The organism is Chromobacterium sp. HL1 (assembly GCF_057418835.1).
Genome location: NZ_CP162399.1, coordinates 3,362,612 through 3,377,976, shown reverse-complemented (window position 1 = coordinate 3,377,976; position 15,365 = coordinate 3,362,612). Strand labels below are relative to the sequence as shown.

Here is a 15,365-nt window from a genome sequence, read left to right as displayed (position 1 = left end):
TTGGCATTTATTGCCTTTATCAAAATTTTACTTGGCATCTCCTTAAAGAAAGTTATAAAAAAAATGATGGTCTAGCTGGCCGACTACTGGTCAAAAGGTCAGTTTGCAATGAGAATGCTGCTTTGGCTTCGGACCTATGCGCAATGGGTCCCCCGCTGAGGATCCAGGCGCTCGACCTGGTCAAAACATATGCATTAGCGATGTAATCCATGGGGATAGAGTGAGGAAAATATGGCCAAGTATCTGACACTTGAGCGGCTGGGCCAGTCAGCGATCGTGACTCTCAAAAACGCGCCGGCGAATTTGCTGACCACGGAGAGCCTGAATGAGCTGGCTACGACGATGCGGTCGCTGGATGCGGATCCGGCTGTGCGTTCGGTGGTGTTGACCGGGGCGGGCGACGCGTTTTTTTCCGCCGGCGCCGATTTGAAGCAATTCGCGTCCGGCGACGCGGCCGAGGCGGACAAGGTGTTCGATGCCTTCGCCGGCGCTTTGCGCAGTTTGCAGCAGTACCGCGGCGTCACGGTGGCCGCGATCAACGGCTACGCCCTGGGCGGCGGTCTGGAATTGGCGCTGGGCTGTGATTACATGGTGGCCGAGCGCGGCGCCAAGCTCGGGCTGCCGGAAGCCAAGGTGGGCATCATCCCGGCGGCGGGCGGCACCAAGACGCTGGCGGACAAGGTGGGCGTTTCCTGGGCCAAGCGCATTATTCTGGGCGGCGAAGTGGTGACGGCGGAGAAGGCCCTGACCATCGGGCTGATCGAGGAAGTGGTGGACCAGGGCTTCGCCAAGATCGTGGCGATCAGCCTGGCCAACAAAGTGGCGAACCAGGCGCCGGGCGCGGTGGCCGCCGCGCGTCGGCTGATCGAGGAGAGCGGCAATCTGACGCTGGCTCAGCATCTGGAGCGCGAGCGCGCCGCGGTGCGCCAGCTGATGGGCAGCGCGGAGCAGATCGAGGGCGTCAGCGCCTTCATCGCCAAGCGCAGCCCCAGCTGGGTCGAGTCCGGCGATGATTGAACGGTCCGCGTCCCATGCAAAACCGCCTGCCGCCGTTTCGGCCGCAGGCGGTTTGTTTTGATGCCCGCATCTGTTCCGCCGGGCCGGGCGGGTCAGCGCAGTTGGCGCAACAGGAAGGCGTATTCCATGGCCGCGATATCGGCTTCCTGCTGATGGTTGGCGGCGGCGCCGTGCCCGCCCTCGGTGCGCTCGAAATACTGCACCGGGGCGCCCATCGCCTGCATGGCCGCGAACATTTTGCGGGCGTGGCCGGGATGAACTCTGTCGTCCAGCGTCGAGGTCATGAACAGGGTGGCCGGGTAACGCGCGTCCGCTTTCAGGTTCTGATAGGGCGAGTAACGGCGGATATAAGCCCAGTCTTCCGGTAAATCGGGGTTGCCGTACTCGTCCATCCAGCTAGCGCCGGCCAATAAGCGGTTGAAGCGGCGCATATCCAGCAGCGGCACCTGGCAGACCACGGCGTTGAACAGCTCCGGACGCTGGGTCAGCATCACCCCCATCAGCAGGCCGCCGTTGCTGCCGCCCTTGATGCCCAGATGACGGGCGTCGGCCACGCCGCGTTTGGCCAGGTCTTCCGCGATGGCGGCGAAGTCGTCGTAGGCGTTCTGGCGCAGCTGTTTGCGCGCCGCCTCGTGCCAGGCCGGACCGTATTCGCCGCCGCCGCGGATATTGGCCAGCGCGTAGACGCCGCCGCGTTCCAGCCAGGCCTTGCCCAGCGCGCCGTTGTAGCGCGGGGTCAGCGACACTTCGAAGCCGCCGTAACCGTACAAGAGCGTGGGGTTGGAGCCGTCCAGCTTGATGTCTTTGCGGCTGACCAGGAAATAGGGCACGCGGGTGCCGTCGCGAGAGGCGGCGAACCACTGTTGGATGCGGTAGGGGCCGGCGTCGAAAAAGCCGGGCTGCTGTTTCAGCATCCGGCGCTCATCGCTGCCGGTCTCGGCCAGGGCCAGCGTCGGCGGTGTCAGAAAATCGGTGAAGCTGTAGAAGTAGCGGTTGTCGCGGTCGGGATCGACCGCGCGCACGCTGATGCTGCCGAAGCTGGGCGTGGCCACCGGGCGCGACCGCCATTGGCCGTCCACGACCTTCCATTCCATTAAGCGGCTGCCGACATTGTCCAGCATGGTCAGCAGCAAGCTGTCGCGAGTGGACGTCTGCTCCGCCAGCGAGACGGCGGCGCTGGGTTCGAACAGGGGGCTGAAGCCGCGTTCGCCGGCCAGGTAGGCGTCGGTCTTGATGGCCAGCAAGGAACCGCCGCGCCAGGTCTTGCCGCCGGCGGTCCAGTCCTGTTTGGGCGTCAACAGCAGCCAGTCGCCGAAGAAATCGACGCCGACATGGTCGGGCTTGTCCAGCTTGCGCCATTTTCCATCCACCCGCAGCCGCGCCTCGGTGCTGAAGAAAGTGGGCGCGCGCGTGATCAGATCGTAGCGTCGGCCTTGGGCGTCTATCCTGGCCGCGTGCACGGCGACGTCGGCCTGCTGGCCTTCGAACACGGTTTGCGCTTCGGCCAGCGGCTGGCCGCGGCGCCAGGTCTTGACGATGCGGGGATAGCCGGAGTCGGTCAGCGACCCGGGGCCGAAGTCGCTCATCACATAAAGGGTGTCGCGGTCCTGCCAGCTGACTTCGCTCTTGGCTTCGGGCAGTTGGAAGCCGTCCTTGACGAAGGCCTTGGCGGCCGGGTCGAATTCACGCACCACCGCGGCGTCGCCGCCACCGCGGCTTAAGCGCAGCAGACAGCGTTCCTGATCGGGGCGCAGGCAGTCGGCCCCTTGCCACACCCAGTTTTCCCCCTCGTCCTTGGCCAAGCGGTCCAGGTCCAGCACGGTTTCCCATTGCGGCGCGGCCTTGCTGTATTCGTCCAGCGTGGCGCGTCGCCACAGCCCGCGCGGGTGGTCTTTGTCGCGCCAGAAGTTGTAGTAGAGCCCGCCTATCTTCTCCACGGAGGGGATGCGGTCGTTGGAGTCCAGGATGGTCAGCAGCTCGCGGCGCAGCGCCGGGTAGTCGGTTTGCCGGCCGAGGTCCTGGCGCGTGTTTTCATTTTGCCGGCCGACCCAGGCCAGCGCTTCCTTGCCTTGAATCTCCTCCAGCCATAGATAGGGGTCTTGCGCGGCGTTCGCCGCGGCGCAGAGCGCGAGCAGGGCGAAGGACAGTGGGGTGCCTAAGGTTTTCATCCGGACGGGTTTCCCTTAATTCAGCCAATGGCTGTAGACAGTGGATTTGTTTTGATGTGTCCGAATACTGTAACGTCCGAGAATTTGTTTGTCATCAAGCGCCGCGCGAGCGGAGAAGACGAACGGCGGCCATGTCCAGGCGTGGCCGCCGTTGGCGGGGAGGGCGAGGGGAGGGGCCTTGGCAGCCGTTCACGGTAGGCTGCGCGGCCTAGGGCGCGACTCGGGGCGTGCCGCATTCGGAATGCTCATGCGTCCCATGAGCAAGGCCGCTTTTTCAGCGCTGGCTTTCACCAGGTAGCGCCCCTGCGCGCGGCTTTGAACAGGCGCTTAGCAGCCGTCCAGCCCGCACATCGGCGGCAGCTCGGCCGAGCCTGAGAGGGTGGCGGCGCCGAGTTGCGCCAGGTGCTGGCTGAACATGTCCGGCTTGCCCAGATAGGAGCCCAGATCCAGGGCTTGGAAGCGGCCGTCCACTTCCAGCGCCGCGGACGGGAAGCCGCGCAAGCCCAGGCGGGTCATCAGCCGGCGGCTGTGGTCTATATGCTCGACGCTGCGCGCCAGACCGCCGGCGTAGGCGTCGGCGAAGCGGTCGGCGGACACGCCCAATTCGGCCGCTAGCCGGGCGAGCACCGCGACGTCGGCGATCTCAAGCCCGTGCAGGTAATGAGCGGCTTGCACGCGGGCCAGCATGGTCTGCGGCGCAATGCCCAGTTCCGGCGCGGCCAGGACGGCGGCGATGGGCGGCGTCGAGTCCAAACGCGCCTCGCTGCGCAGCAAGCCGTCGAAGTAGGCGTCGCCGAAGGGCTGGCCGCTGAGGGCGGCGATGCGGTGATCGTGCGGCATCACGTAGCCGCGCCACTCCAGGTTCACGCGGCGGTTGTGCGGCGCGCTGAGCATGCCGCCGCCGTGCAGCGCCAGTTCGACTTCCGGCCGCGCCGCGGCCGCCAGCAGCAGCGGCGAAGCGCCGTAGCACCAGCCGCACAGCGGATCGTAAAAGTAGTGCAGCCGGATCGTGGAGGCGCTTACCATTTCATCTCGCCCTTATTGACCTTGGCGCCGATCTCCAGCGACATGTCTTCGCCCGCTTGCGGGAAGGCTTGCTTCATCGCCTGGATCAACTGGGCGCTATTGGCCGATTTGGCCAGATTCAGTTCGAACTGCTGCAAGTACCGGCGGGTGAAGCGCACGGCGCTCAGATCGGTTTTGTCGCCCGCCTGCATGTGGCCGGGGACTACGATTTCCGGTTGCAGCGCTTCCATTTCGTCCAGCTGCTTGATCCAGGCCTGGCGTTCGGCCGGGCTCTGGGTGTCCGCGGTCCAGACGTGCATGCTGGGCGCGGTGACGCCGACATTGCCGACAATCGCGCGCAGGGACGGAATCCACACATAGCCGCGGTGCGCCAGCACGCCGTGCGCGCCCTTGATTTCCAGCGCCTTGCCTTCCAGTTCCAGACGTTCGCCTTTCAGCGCTTCGGGCAGCAGCGGCGCGCTGGGCGCGTTGACGCCCATTTGCGGGCCCCAGTAAGCGAGCTTGCCCTGGATATTGGCCTTGATCTTGGCCAGGGTTGGGCCGTTGCTGAGCACTTGGGCCTGCGGGAAGATCTTCTTCAGTTCGGCGGCGCCGAAGTAGTAGTCGGGATCGGCCTGGCTGATATAGATGGTTTTCAGTTGCTTGCCGCTGTCCAGCACCTTGGCGGCGATGCGGTGGGCGTCGGCGCGGGTGAAGCCGGTGTCGATCAGGATGGCGTCTTTCTCGCCGCTGACCAGGACCGAGCTGACATTGAAGCTATTGCCGTCGGCGTTGTAGATGGACAGTTTCAGCGGCGCGGCGACGGCGGCCGTTGCCGCCAGGGTCAGGGCGCCGGCGATCAGGGTTTGGCGGAACATCGATTCATTCTCCATATGGCCCGGCTTCTATCGCCGGCGGTGAGTAGGCTGGATTTCGACGCTCACTATAAAACGTGCGCTTAATGGGAATAAACCATCTAAATCGCAATAAATTGTTGCTTGTTTCGATCTAATTGGTCGGAGCCTCAGGGGCTTTCCGTCGTCTACTCAGGCGCTGGGCCACGACGGGGGAGGGGACGGACGCTTGCTCAGACCGGCTCCAGGGATCGCGAGCAAGGGCGAGAGCTTGGGCGGCGTCTTAGACAGTTGCAGCCAAGACGGACTGAATGGGCTATGTTTCAGCCATAAAAGCGCGGAGGCTGGAATGTCGGATGGGCGCTGTAGGCGATGGCCCTGTTCTTGCTTGATGTTTGATGCGCCGCGGCATGCAATTTTTGTCGACTTGGGGCCTTATTTTGGGAGATTGTATCCATTCGAATCGCGAAAGCGAGCGAATGTTGTAATGCGAATTCTTTGATGGACGTCTTTTCGAAAGCGAACATATTTTGCGCCAAAGCATGATCAAAATCTGAAAAACGACCTGCTGGCCCAGGGTTTTCCTTTATCCGGAGAAATTCAAAATTTCTTTGGCCGGTTTCGTCTTGTTTTTTGAAAAAATGCATGAAAAACAATGTGTTATATTGTTTTTAAATGGGCTTGATTTGGTGCCGTTTTAACCAATCTTTAAGATTGACAGTCGCTGGAATCCGCCTACATAATCCGTTCGCCTGTCTGACAGAATCCAAATAATCAAGGCTCGTCCGGGCACTCAAGAACAGGCAGCAGCCAATAAGAGGGGAAACCCCGCAAGCTGCCGGTCGTCAATACAAAGGAGATCTCCCAACGTGGACATTTTTCTGCAACAAATCCTGAACGGTCTCGTTCTGGGTAGCATTTATGCGTTGATCGCATTGGGCTACACCATGGTGTACGGGATCATGGGGCTCATCAACTTCGCCCACGGCGAAGTGGTGATGTTCGGCGCCATGGTCACCATCTCCGTCGTCAACGCCTTGTCCGGTTCCGGCCTGCCCGGTCCCGCCCTGGTGCTGATCGGATTGCTGGTGGCGATTGCGGCCTGCATGCTGCTGGGCTTCACCGTAGAGCGCATCGCTTACCGTCCGCTGCGCGGCAAGCAAAGACTGGCGCCGCTGATCACCGCGATCGGCCTGTCCATCGTGCTGCAGCAGGTGGCCATCCTGATCTGGGGCCGCAACTACATTCCCTTCCCGCAAATCCTGGACCACGACGTGGTGTCCTTCTTCGGCGCCAGCATCACCAAGCTGCAGATCACCATCATCGTGCTGTGTCTGGTGATCATGGCCGGCCTGCTGCTGATGGTGGAGCGCACCAAGCTGGGCCGCGCGATGCGCGCCACCAGTCAGAACCCGGCGGTGGCCGGCCTGATGGGCGTCAACGTCAATACCATCATTTCCGCCACCTTCGTCATCGGCTCCAGCCTGGGCGCGGTGGCCGGCGTGATGGTGGCCACCAACTACGAGCAAGCTCATTACTATATGGGCTTCATGATTGGTCTGAAGGCCTTCACCGCCGCGGTGCTGGGCGGCATCGGCAATCTGGGCGGCGCGGTGGCCGGCGGCTTGCTGCTGGGCATCATCGAAAGCCTGGGCGCCGGCTATATCGGCACGCTGACCGGCGGCTTCCTCGGCTCCAACTATCAGGACATCATCGCCTTTATGGTGTTGATCATGGTGCTGATTTTCCGTCCGTCCGGCCTGCTGGGCGAAAAGATGGCCGACCGTGCCTGATCCTGGAGACGACATATCATGACCATGGCACTCAATATCAACAAGATGGACACCGGCAAGAAAGTCGGCCTGTTCGTGCTGTCCGCGGTGGCGATGGCGGTACTGCCTTTCCTGGTGGGCGGCCTGCTGGGCAACTCCTGGGTCCGCATCGTCGACTTCGCCTTGCTCTACGTGATGCTGGCGTTGGGCCTCAACATCGTGGTGGGCTTCGCCGGCTTGCTGGACCTGGGCTTCATCGCCTTCTACGCGGTGGGCGCCTACACCTTCGCCTTGCTGGGCTCGCCGCATTTCGGCCTGCATCTGCCGTTTTACATCACCATCCCCTTGGGCGCGGTGCTGGCGGCTTTCTGCGGCATCTTGCTGGGCACGCCGGTATTGCGGCTCAAGGGCGACTATCTGGCCATCGTGACGCTGGGCTTCGGGGAGATCGTGCGCATCTTCATGAACAACCTGAACACCCCGGTCAACATCACCAACGGCCCGCAGGGCATCAACCTGATCGACCCGATCAAGGTGGGCGGCGTATCGCTGGGCGAGACGATGGAGCTGTTCGGCCTGAGCTTCCACAGCGTTTATCTCTACTACTATCTGTTCCTGGCGCTGACCGTGGGCGTGGTGATCATGGCCTGGCGCCTGCAGCATTCGCGCATCGGCCGCGCCTGGGTGGCCCTGCGCGAAGACGACATCGCCGCCGCGGCGATGGGCATCAACATCCGCAACATCAAGTTGCTGGCCTTCGCCTTGGGCGCCTTGTCCGGCGGCGTGGCCGGCGGCCTGTTCGCGTCCTTCCAGGGCTTCGTGTCGCCGGAATCGTTCAGCCTGCTGGAATCCATCATGATTCTGGCGATGATCGTGCTGGGCGGCATGGGTCACATCCCGGGCGTGATTCTCGGCGCCGTGGTGCTGACCATCGCGCCGGAGATCCTGCGCGAAGTGATAGGCCCGCTGCAGATGAAAACCTTCGGTAAAATGCTGATCGATCCGGAAAACGCCCGCATGCTGTTGTTCGGCTTGGCGATGGTGGTGATGATGCTGGTGCGGCCGGAGGGCATGTGGCCGTCCAAGCGCCGTAAAGCCGAGTTCCGTGACGATAGAGAAGCCGCAGGGCAGAAAGGCTGAGCCATGGCTGAAGTTTTGCTGAAGATAGAAGGCATCCATAAACGCTTTGGCGGCCTGCACGCGCTCAACAACGTGGCGCTGACCATCAACAAGGGCGAGATTTACGGCCTGATCGGCCCCAACGGCGCGGGCAAGACCACGCTGTTCAACGTGTTGACCGGCTTGTACGTGCCGGACGAAGGCGCGTTCGAGTTCGACGGCCACAATCTGTTCCAACAGAAGCCGCACGTGGTGGTGGCCGCCGGCATCGCCCGCACCTTTCAGAACATCCGTCTGTTCGCCGAAATGACGGCCTTGGAAAACGTGATGGTGGGGCGTCACATTCGCTCCAAGGCCGGCGCCTTGGGCGCTGTGCTGCGCGACAGACGCACCATGGCAGAAGAAAGGGCGATCACCGACAAGGCCTGGGAATTGCTGGAATACGTGGGCATCGCCGATGTGGCGCATGAGCGCGCCCGCAACCTGTCCTACGGCCATCAGCGTCGGCTGGAAATCGCGCGCGCGCTGGCCACCGAGCCCAAGCTGCTGGCGCTGGACGAGCCGGCCGCCGGCATGAACCCGCGCGAGACCGAGGAACTGAAGACCCTGATGTCCAAAATCCGCGCCGGAGGCGTGACGGTGCTGCTGATCGAGCACGACGTCAAACTGATGATGGGCTTGTGCGACCGCATCGCGGTGCTGGACTACGGCAAGAAGATTGCCGAAGGCGTTCCCGAAGAGGTGCGCAAGAACCCGAAAGTGATTGAGGCCTACCTGGGAGCGGCACACGCATGAGCATTTTGGAAGTCAAAGACCTGCAAGTGGCCTATGGCGGCATTCAGGCGGTCAAGGGCGTCGATTTTCACATCGAGCAGGGCGAGTTGGTGACCCTGATCGGCGCCAACGGCGCCGGCAAGACCACCACGCTGAAAACCCTGGTGGGCATGGTGAAAAAATCCGGCGGCAGCATTCACTACGACGGCAAGGACATCTCCACCATCGCGCCGCACAACTTCGTGCGCCACGGCCTGGCCATGGTGCCGGAGGGCCGCGGGGTGTTCGCCAAGCTGACGGTGGAAGAGAACCTGCTGATGGGCGCTTATTATCGCGACGACAAGGCCGCGATCCTGAGCGAAGCCGAGCGGGTGTACGAGTTGTTCCCGCGCCTGAAGGAGCGGCAGAAGCAACTGGCCGGCACCTTGTCCGGCGGCGAACAGCAGATGGTGGCCATGGGCCGCGCCATGCTGTCCAAGCCCAAGCTGCTGTTGCTGGACGAACCGTCCATGGGTCTGGCGCCCATCATCGTGGAGAAGATCTTCGAGATCATCCAGATGGTGGCCAAGGAAGGCGTGACCATGCTGCTGGTGGAGCAGAACGCCAAGCTGGCGCTGGAGGTGTCGCAGCGCGGCTATGTGATGGAAAGCGGCCGCATCACCATGAGCGGTCAGGCCAAGGACCTGCTCAACGACGAGCGCGTGCGCAACGCCTATCTGGGCGAGTGAGTTCGCCGCGCGTCGCCAAACCCCGGACTTGTCCGGGGTTTTTTGCTTTCAGAGCGCGGCGTCGATGGCGGCTTGCAACATGGCCTGCACGCCCGGATGCTGCAGCCGGCGGCGGTTGGCGATGGCGTAATAATGCTCCCAGACCCCGTCGACCTCGCCCAGCGCCTGCGGCGCGTTCGCGTCGCCGGCGCTGGGCGCCGTGCTGGGAAACAGGCCGAAGCCTTGGCGGCCGAAGGCGTCCAGCAAGGCGCCGTCGTCGAACTCCGCGACGATGTCCGGCTTGATCCGGCGCTCCTCGAACCACTGGTCCAACTGGCTGCGCAGCACATGGTGGCGGCTGGGCAAGAGCATGGGCGCCTGGTTCAGGCTGGCAGGGAAGCCTTCGGCGTAGCGCCGCCACAGTTCGGCCGCGCCGGCTATCATCACCGGGCAGCGCATCAGCAGCCAGGATTGAAAAGGCTGCGATCCGCCGGCCGCCATCGGCCGGTCCGCCAGCACCACGTCCAGCCGGTGGCGGGTCAGGTCGGCCAGCAACTCGTCGAAATCGCCTTCGCCGCATTGCAGCCTGACCTTGGCGTCCAGCCGCAGCGCCGGTTCCAGCAGCTTGAGCGCGATGGCCTTGGGCAGCACGTCCGAGATGCCCGCCGCCAGACGGATGGTCTTGTCCAGCTGCGCGTCTTCCAGCGTTTCCTGCAATTCCTCGCCCAGCATGAAGATCTGATCGGCGTAGCGCAGCGTCACATGGCCGGCCTCGGTCAGAACCAGCTGGCGTCCCTGTTGTCGGAACAAGGTTCGCTCCAGGCTCTGTTCCAGCCGCGAAATCTGGCCGCTGACGGTTTGAGCGCTGACGCCCAATTGTTCCGCCGCGCGGGTGACGCCGCCGGCGTGGGCGACCGCCCAGAAGTAATGCAGATGCTTGAAGTTGATCCGTTCGGACATAATGGTTCGAAAAAACTTGATGTATTTTCTGATTATATTTGATTTTTTCCGAGGGACGCAGCGTCTAGAATGCACTGTGTCGGGCGTTCCTCGGAATGCCGTCGAATTCAACGCAAGGGCCAACACCATGAAACGAGTCATCCTATTAATCGCCACCAACATCGCCGTGATGGTGGTGCTGAGCATTGTGGCCAGCTTGTTGGGGCTGAACCGCTTCATGACGGGCAACAGCCTGAACCTGGGCACGCTGTTGGGCTTCGCCGCGGTGATGGGTTTCGGCGGCGCCTTCATCTCGCTGATGCTGTCCAAGACCATGGCCAAGTGGAGCACCGGCGCGCGCGTGATCGAAACCCCGAGCAACGACACCGAACGCTGGCTGGTGCACACCGTGCAGAAGCTGGCCAGCCGCGCCAATCTGCCGATGCCGGAAGTGGCGGTGTACGAGGGCGAGCCCAACGCCTTCGCCACCGGCCCGAGCAAATCCAACTCGCTGGTGGCGGTGTCCACCGGCCTGCTGGCCTCGATGACGGAAGAAGAAGTGGAAGCGGTGCTGGCGCACGAAGTTGCCCACATCCAGAATGGCGACATGGTGACGCTGACGCTGATCCAGGGCGTGGTCAACACCTTCGTGTTCTTCCTGGCGCGCGTGGTCGGCTATCTGGTGGACAACTTTTTGCGCCGCAACGACGAAGAATCCAGCGGCCCGGGCATTGGCTATATGGTCACTGTGATCGTCTGTGAGATCGTGTTCGGCATCCTGGCCTCCGCCATCGTGATGTATTTCTCGCGTCAGCGCGAATTCCGCGCCGACGCCGGCGCGGCCACCCTGCTGGGCGGCGCGCGTCCCATGGTCAACGCCTTGCGCCGTCTCGGCGGCGTCGCCGCCGGCGACCTGCCGCAGAATATGGCGGCCTCCGGCATCTCCGGCGGGCGCGGCGGCCTGATGGCGCTGTTCTCCAGCCATCCCAGCATCGAGGAGCGCATCGGCGCGCTGGAACACGGTCGTTAAGCTTTGATCCGCCTCCGCGGCAGCGGAGGCGGCTGATGTGAATTCAGGCCCCGGGGCGGCTCGCTCGGCCCGGGGCCTTTCTATTGCCTAAAGGAATGCTTATGGAATGGTTGAGCGCCGGCTTCGCCGGCTACCCCTTGTGGGTGTGGTTGATGTTCATGGCGATCGTGCTGGCTCTGCTGGCTTTCGATCTGGGCGTGCTGCACAAAGAGGAAAAGGAGATCGGGGTCAAGGAAAGCCTGATGCTGTCGGCTTTCTACATCGGCGTCGGCCTGGCCTTCGGCGGCTGGATCTGGTGGTATCAGGGCGCGGACGCCGGCATGCAGTACCTGACCGGCTATGTGGTGGAGAAGTCGCTGTCCATGGACAACGTCTTCGTGATGTCGCTGATCTTCTCCAGCCTGGCGGTGCCGCGCTTGTACCAGCACCGGGTGCTGTTCTGGGGCATTCTCGGCGTGATCGTGATGCGGGCCTTGATGATAGGCCTGGGCGCGGCGCTGGTGGCGCAGTTCCAGTGGGTGCTGGTTTTGTTCGGCCTGTTCCTGATCGCCACCGGGATCAAGATGCTGTTTTCCGACGACGAGCACGCGCCCATCCAGGAAAACCGCATGTACCAATGGCTGTGCGGCCACCTGCGGCTGACGCCGGACTTGCACGGCAAACAGTTTCTGGTGCGCGGCGAGGCGCATGGCTTGGCCCGCGGCTGGTGGGCGACGCCGCTGCTGTTGGCGCTGATCATGGTGGAGAGTGCCGACCTGGTGTTCGCGGTGGACAGCATCCCGGCCATCTTCGCCATTACCCAGGACCCGTTCCTGGTCTACACCTCCAACATCTTTGCGATCCTGGGCCTGCGCGCGCTGTACTTCGCGCTGGCGGCGATGGTGCATCGCTTCCATTATCTGAAGTACGCCTTGTCGCTGGTATTGGTGATGATAGGCGTCAAAGTGGGTCTGGTGTTCTTCAACGACGTGGGCTGGGTGACGTTCAAGATCCCCACCGCCTGGTCCTTGGCGGCGACGCTGGGTCTGTTGCTGGCGGGCGTGCTGTATTCGCTGCACAAGACGCGCGATCAGAACCCCAACGATTGAGGCGGATGCATAAGTTCGCGCCGGAGCAGGGCTCCGGCGGGCAAGGGAAACCGGCCATGCGCGATGCGCGTGGCCGGTTTTTTGTAAACCTTCTGTAAACCTCTCTCATTTGGCCACGATTTCTCCCTCAGCCCGGCGGGCGGGCGCGGTATCCTTAGAGCCGCTAACCAAACCTCGCAGAGAAGCTGAGCCTAGACGCGCCGACGCAGGCAGTACAAGTCGTACGGCCAGGAGGCGCAAGGCAGGATCAGGGCTTGGGTTAGCGGGTCTTATAATAAAGCCGCAATGGAGGTGAGCTGTTATGACTGTCGAAGTGCCAAGATTGCTGGTGGTGGATGACGACCCCGACCTGCGCGACCTGCTGCGCGACTACCTGGGCAAGCAGGGTTTCGCCGTCGACGCCGTCGGCGACGGCCAGGCCATGCATCAGGCGATTGCCGCGCAGAACTACAATATGTTGATTCTGGACCTGATGTTGCCGGGCGAGGATGGCCTGACCCTGTGCCGCAATCTGCGCGAGCGCTCCTGCATGCCCATCCTGATGCTGACCGCGCGCGGCGACGAACTGGACCGCATCATCGGCCTGGAAATGGGAGCCGACGATTATCTGACCAAGCCGTTCAGCCCGCGCGAGCTGCTGGCGCGGATCAAGAGCATTCTGCGCCGGGTGTCGGATCAGCCGGCGAACGCGGCCAGCGTGCGCCGGCTGCGTTTCGCCGGCTGGACGCTGGACCTGAACGCCCAGCATCTGCTGGACGAGGCCGGGGTGGTCACTCCGCTGTCCGGCGGCGAATTCAAACTGCTGCAGGCCTTGGCGGAAAACGCCAACGCGGTGATGTCGCGCGATCAACTGATGGAGGCGATGAACGGCAAGGAGGCCGGACCGTTCGACCGCACCGTCGACGTGATGATAGGGCGGGTGCGCCGCCGGCTGGGCGAGGACGCGCGCGAACCCGTGCTGCTCAAGACCATACGCAGCGGCGGCTATATGCTGGCCTGCGAGGTGGAAGCCTTGCGATGAGGTGGTTGCCGCGCACATTGTATGGCCAGATTTCGCTGACGCTGGTGGGGGGCTTGCTGCTGGCCAACGCCTTGGGCATTTATTTCATTCTCAGCGACCGCGACCGCTTGAGCAATTCCTTGCGCGTGCAATACACCGCGCAGCACATCGCCGACATCGTCAATCTGTTGGACGAGTGTCCAAGCAAATATCGGGAACAGGTGATTTCCGCCCTGAACCAGCCCACGCTGCTGGTGCGCATGGACCGGTTCTGGGAGCAGCCAGAAAATACGCTGAGCCGGCATGGCCGCTCGTTTCAGCAATTGATCAAGCGCGACCTGATCAAGCCTTATCAGCTGCAGGTGTTGTCCAAGCAGCAGGACTCGTCGGCGGGCGGCCGCGCGGCCTTGATCGATAGGGTGGGCGGGCTGGGGATGAAAAATTTCACGCCCACGCGGGACGCCGGCCTTGCCGGCTCCATCGTCGGCGAAGAACTGACCGCCCTGGGCCCGCTGGCCGAATTCAAGACCCATCTGGCCACGGTGCAGGCCAGGCTGAGCGACGGCACGGTATTGACCTTCAACGCCTCGCGGCCCATTTCGCTGGCCGATCAGCCCATCCGCATCCTGGCCTGGCTGCTGCTGGTGGCCTTGACCGCCGCTATTCTGGGCGCCTGGGCGGTGCGGCAGCTGATCCGGCCGCTGGGCCTGTTCGCGCAGGCGGCCCGAGGCCTGGCCAGCAATCTTAATCAGGCGCCCTTGCCGGAAACCGGCTCCGAAGAAGTGGCGGAAGCCGCCCGAACCTTCAACCGGATGCAGACCGAGCTGCAGCGCCTGCTGAAAACCCGCAATCAGATGCTGGCCGGCGTGTCGCACGATCTGCGTTTGCCCATCACCCGCATCCGTCTGCGCCTGGAAGGGCTGGCCGAGTCGTCGGAAAAGCAGGCGATAGAGCGCGACCTGCTGGAAATGGACCAATTGATCAACGACTCGCTGACCTATCTGCGCGGCGGCTGCGGCAGCGAGCAGGTGGTGAAGCTGAATCTCAACGCTTTGCTGGAAAGCGTGGTGGAGGATATGGAGGCTTTCGGCGCCGACATCCAACTGCACAGCGAAGCGGTGGCGCCGGTCGCCGGCAAGGTCGGCGCCTTGCGCCGTTGCCTGGGCAATCTGCTGGAGAACGCGCGCCGTTACGGCGGCGCGGGGATCGAGGTCAGCCTGCGGCAGCGGGGAGACTGGGTGGAAGTGCGGATTCAGGACCAGGGGCCGGGCATCGCCGAGGCGGAGCTGGAACGGGTGATGGAGCCTTATGTCCGCTTGGAGGACTCCAGGGCGCGCCATACCGGGGGCAGCGGCCTGGGCCTGGCCATCGCGCGGGCGATTGCGCGCGACCATGGCGGCGATCTCAAACTGAACAACCGGCCTCAGGGCGGTTTGTGCGTGAAACTGAGTTTGCCGGCCGGACATTGAACGCATTGATCTTGTGGCGAGCCGCGCTAGCGCGGCTTTTTTCTTGTCTTATCGCCGGGGTGTGATGAGAGAGGGGGCGGGTGAGCGGTTTTGTATCTGCCGAATTCTCAAAATTTACGATGTGTTCACACTCTATTTACATTAAAGCCGTATTGTAAATGGACATTTACAAAGTGATTGATTACAATCAGTGTCAGAATTCACTGATACAGATTCTTTTTCGCTTCTTTGAATTCGAGTCAAGTCTATCCAATCTTCAGCCCGCCGCGTGCGGGCATTTTTTTGCTCAAATGCTTGTAGTTAATGAATTTTAACAAGTTGAGAGTGAAACTTCGCCTGAGTGTTCCAGTCTGATTGCCTGAAGTCTGATGTTGTTTTTTTGACACTACTGTTGTTTAATGACCACAAGTTTGCATGGCTAGT

The 15,365-nt window shown here is 62.6% G+C and carries 14 protein-coding genes; 9 read left to right on the top strand and 5 right to left on the bottom strand.

Features of this window, described 5'->3' with window-relative positions; translation table 11 throughout:
• The first annotated feature begins 231 nt into the window (after positions 1-231).
• Positions 232-1,017: an enoyl-CoA hydratase gene (locus AB1Z25_RS15280; protein ID WP_107798608.1), complete on the top strand. Its 786-nt coding sequence runs from the start codon at positions 232-234 to the stop codon at positions 1,015-1,017.
• 92 nt (positions 1,018-1,109) lie between these two features.
• Here the strand turns inward: AB1Z25_RS15280 and AB1Z25_RS15275 are convergent, their stop codons facing one another.
• From AB1Z25_RS15275 to AB1Z25_RS15260, 4 genes are all read right to left on the bottom strand, one after another.
• A complete protein-coding gene (locus AB1Z25_RS15275; protein ID WP_486635609.1) occupies positions 1,110-3,185 on the bottom strand; it encodes a prolyl oligopeptidase family serine peptidase in 2,076 nt (691 codons plus the stop codon).
• Positions 3,186-3,512: 327 nt separating this feature from the next.
• Positions 3,513-4,211 carry a DsbA family protein gene (locus tag AB1Z25_RS15270; protein ID WP_107798610.1) on the bottom strand — a complete coding sequence of 233 codons (699 nt, stop codon included), beginning with the start codon at positions 4,209-4,211 and terminating at the stop codon, positions 3,513-3,515.
• On the bottom strand, positions 4,205-5,068 hold the full coding sequence (locus AB1Z25_RS15265) for an MBL fold metallo-hydrolase (RefSeq protein ID WP_486635608.1): 864 nt from the start codon (positions 5,066-5,068) through the stop codon (positions 4,205-4,207). The genes AB1Z25_RS15270 and AB1Z25_RS15265 overlap by 7 nt, the downstream gene beginning before the upstream one ends.
• Before the next feature lie 299 nt (positions 5,069-5,367).
• Positions 5,368-5,691 (bottom strand): hypothetical protein, encoded by a 324-nt coding sequence (locus AB1Z25_RS15260; RefSeq protein ID WP_486635607.1) that lies wholly within the window; start codon positions 5,689-5,691, stop codon positions 5,368-5,370.
• Positions 5,692-5,913: 222 nt separating this feature from the next.
• Between AB1Z25_RS15260 and AB1Z25_RS15255 the strand changes: the two genes are divergently transcribed.
• The 4 genes from AB1Z25_RS15255 to AB1Z25_RS15240 are packed head-to-tail and all read left to right on the top strand — an operon-like array spanning position 5,914 to position 9,437.
• Positions 5,914-6,837: a branched-chain amino acid ABC transporter permease gene (locus AB1Z25_RS15255; protein WP_107798612.1), complete on the top strand. Its 924-nt coding sequence runs from the start codon at positions 5,914-5,916 to the stop codon at positions 6,835-6,837.
• A gap of 18 nt (positions 6,838-6,855) precedes the next feature.
• Entirely contained in the window at positions 6,856-7,956 is a 1,101-nt protein-coding gene (locus tag AB1Z25_RS15250; protein ID WP_107798613.1) for an ABC transporter permease subunit, read from the top strand.
• Between the two features lie 3 nt (positions 7,957-7,959).
• The gene (locus AB1Z25_RS15245) at positions 7,960-8,730 is read left to right on the top strand and encodes an ABC transporter ATP-binding protein (RefSeq protein ID WP_227104323.1); all 771 of its coding nucleotides are present in this window, start codon (positions 7,960-7,962) and stop codon (positions 8,728-8,730) included.
• Positions 8,727-9,437, top strand: coding sequence for an ABC transporter ATP-binding protein (locus tag AB1Z25_RS15240; protein ID WP_227104321.1), 711 nt, complete (start codon positions 8,727-8,729; stop codon positions 9,435-9,437). The genes AB1Z25_RS15245 and AB1Z25_RS15240 overlap by 4 nt, the downstream gene beginning before the upstream one ends.
• A gap of 48 nt (positions 9,438-9,485) precedes the next feature.
• Here the strand turns inward: AB1Z25_RS15240 and AB1Z25_RS15235 are convergent, their stop codons facing one another.
• Positions 9,486-10,376 (bottom strand): LysR family transcriptional regulator, encoded by an 891-nt coding sequence (locus AB1Z25_RS15235; protein WP_107798616.1) that lies wholly within the window; start codon positions 10,374-10,376, stop codon positions 9,486-9,488.
• A gap of 127 nt (positions 10,377-10,503) precedes the next feature.
• Between AB1Z25_RS15235 and htpX the strand changes: the two genes are divergently transcribed.
• From htpX to AB1Z25_RS15215, 4 genes are all read left to right on the top strand, one after another.
• Positions 10,504-11,385 carry a protease HtpX gene (htpX, locus tag AB1Z25_RS15230; protein WP_227104316.1) on the top strand — a complete coding sequence of 294 codons (882 nt, stop codon included), beginning with the start codon at positions 10,504-10,506 and terminating at the stop codon, positions 11,383-11,385.
• 101 nt (positions 11,386-11,486) lie between these two features.
• Complete coding sequence (locus tag AB1Z25_RS15225; protein WP_486635606.1) at positions 11,487-12,473, top strand: TerC family protein; 987 nt, start codon at positions 11,487-11,489, stop codon at positions 12,471-12,473.
• A 301-nt stretch (positions 12,474-12,774) separates the two neighbouring features.
• On the top strand, positions 12,775-13,494 hold the full coding sequence (locus tag AB1Z25_RS15220) for a response regulator (RefSeq protein ID WP_107798618.1): 720 nt from the start codon (positions 12,775-12,777) through the stop codon (positions 13,492-13,494).
• A complete protein-coding gene (locus AB1Z25_RS15215) occupies positions 13,491-14,942 on the top strand; it encodes an ATP-binding protein (RefSeq protein ID WP_107798619.1) in 1,452 nt (483 codons plus the stop codon). Before AB1Z25_RS15220 ends, AB1Z25_RS15215 begins: the two co-directional genes overlap by 4 nt.
• Positions 14,943-15,365 lie beyond the last annotated feature (423 nt).

Bases quoted from the DNA above. Each gene is read 5' to 3' on its own strand.
- AB1Z25_RS15280 (WP_107798608.1), top strand. From the start codon at position 232: ATGGCCAAGTATCTGACACTTGAGCGGCTGGGCCAGTCAGCGATCGTG.
- AB1Z25_RS15275 (WP_486635609.1), bottom strand. From the start codon at position 3,185: ATGAAAACCTTAGGCACCCCACTGTCCTTCGCCCTGCTCGCGCTCTGC.
- AB1Z25_RS15270 (WP_107798610.1), bottom strand. From the start codon at position 4,211: ATGGTAAGCGCCTCCACGATCCGGCTGCACTACTTTTACGATCCGCTG.
- AB1Z25_RS15265 (WP_486635608.1), bottom strand. From the start codon at position 5,068: ATGTTCCGCCAAACCCTGATCGCCGGCGCCCTGACCCTGGCGGCAACG.
- AB1Z25_RS15260 (WP_486635607.1), bottom strand. From the start codon at position 5,691: ATGCATTTTTTCAAAAAACAAGACGAAACCGGCCAAAGAAATTTTGAA.
- AB1Z25_RS15250 (WP_107798613.1), top strand. From the start codon at position 6,856: ATGACCATGGCACTCAATATCAACAAGATGGACACCGGCAAGAAAGTC.
- AB1Z25_RS15245 (WP_227104323.1), top strand. From the start codon at position 7,960: ATGGCTGAAGTTTTGCTGAAGATAGAAGGCATCCATAAACGCTTTGGC.
- AB1Z25_RS15240 (WP_227104321.1), top strand. From the start codon at position 8,727: ATGAGCATTTTGGAAGTCAAAGACCTGCAAGTGGCCTATGGCGGCATT.
- AB1Z25_RS15235 (WP_107798616.1), bottom strand. From the start codon at position 10,376: ATGTCCGAACGGATCAACTTCAAGCATCTGCATTACTTCTGGGCGGTC.
- htpX (WP_227104316.1), top strand. From the start codon at position 10,504: ATGAAACGAGTCATCCTATTAATCGCCACCAACATCGCCGTGATGGTG.
- AB1Z25_RS15225 (WP_486635606.1), top strand. From the start codon at position 11,487: ATGGAATGGTTGAGCGCCGGCTTCGCCGGCTACCCCTTGTGGGTGTGG.
- AB1Z25_RS15220 (WP_107798618.1), top strand. From the start codon at position 12,775: ATGACTGTCGAAGTGCCAAGATTGCTGGTGGTGGATGACGACCCCGAC.
- AB1Z25_RS15215 (WP_107798619.1), top strand. From the start codon at position 13,491: ATGAGGTGGTTGCCGCGCACATTGTATGGCCAGATTTCGCTGACGCTG.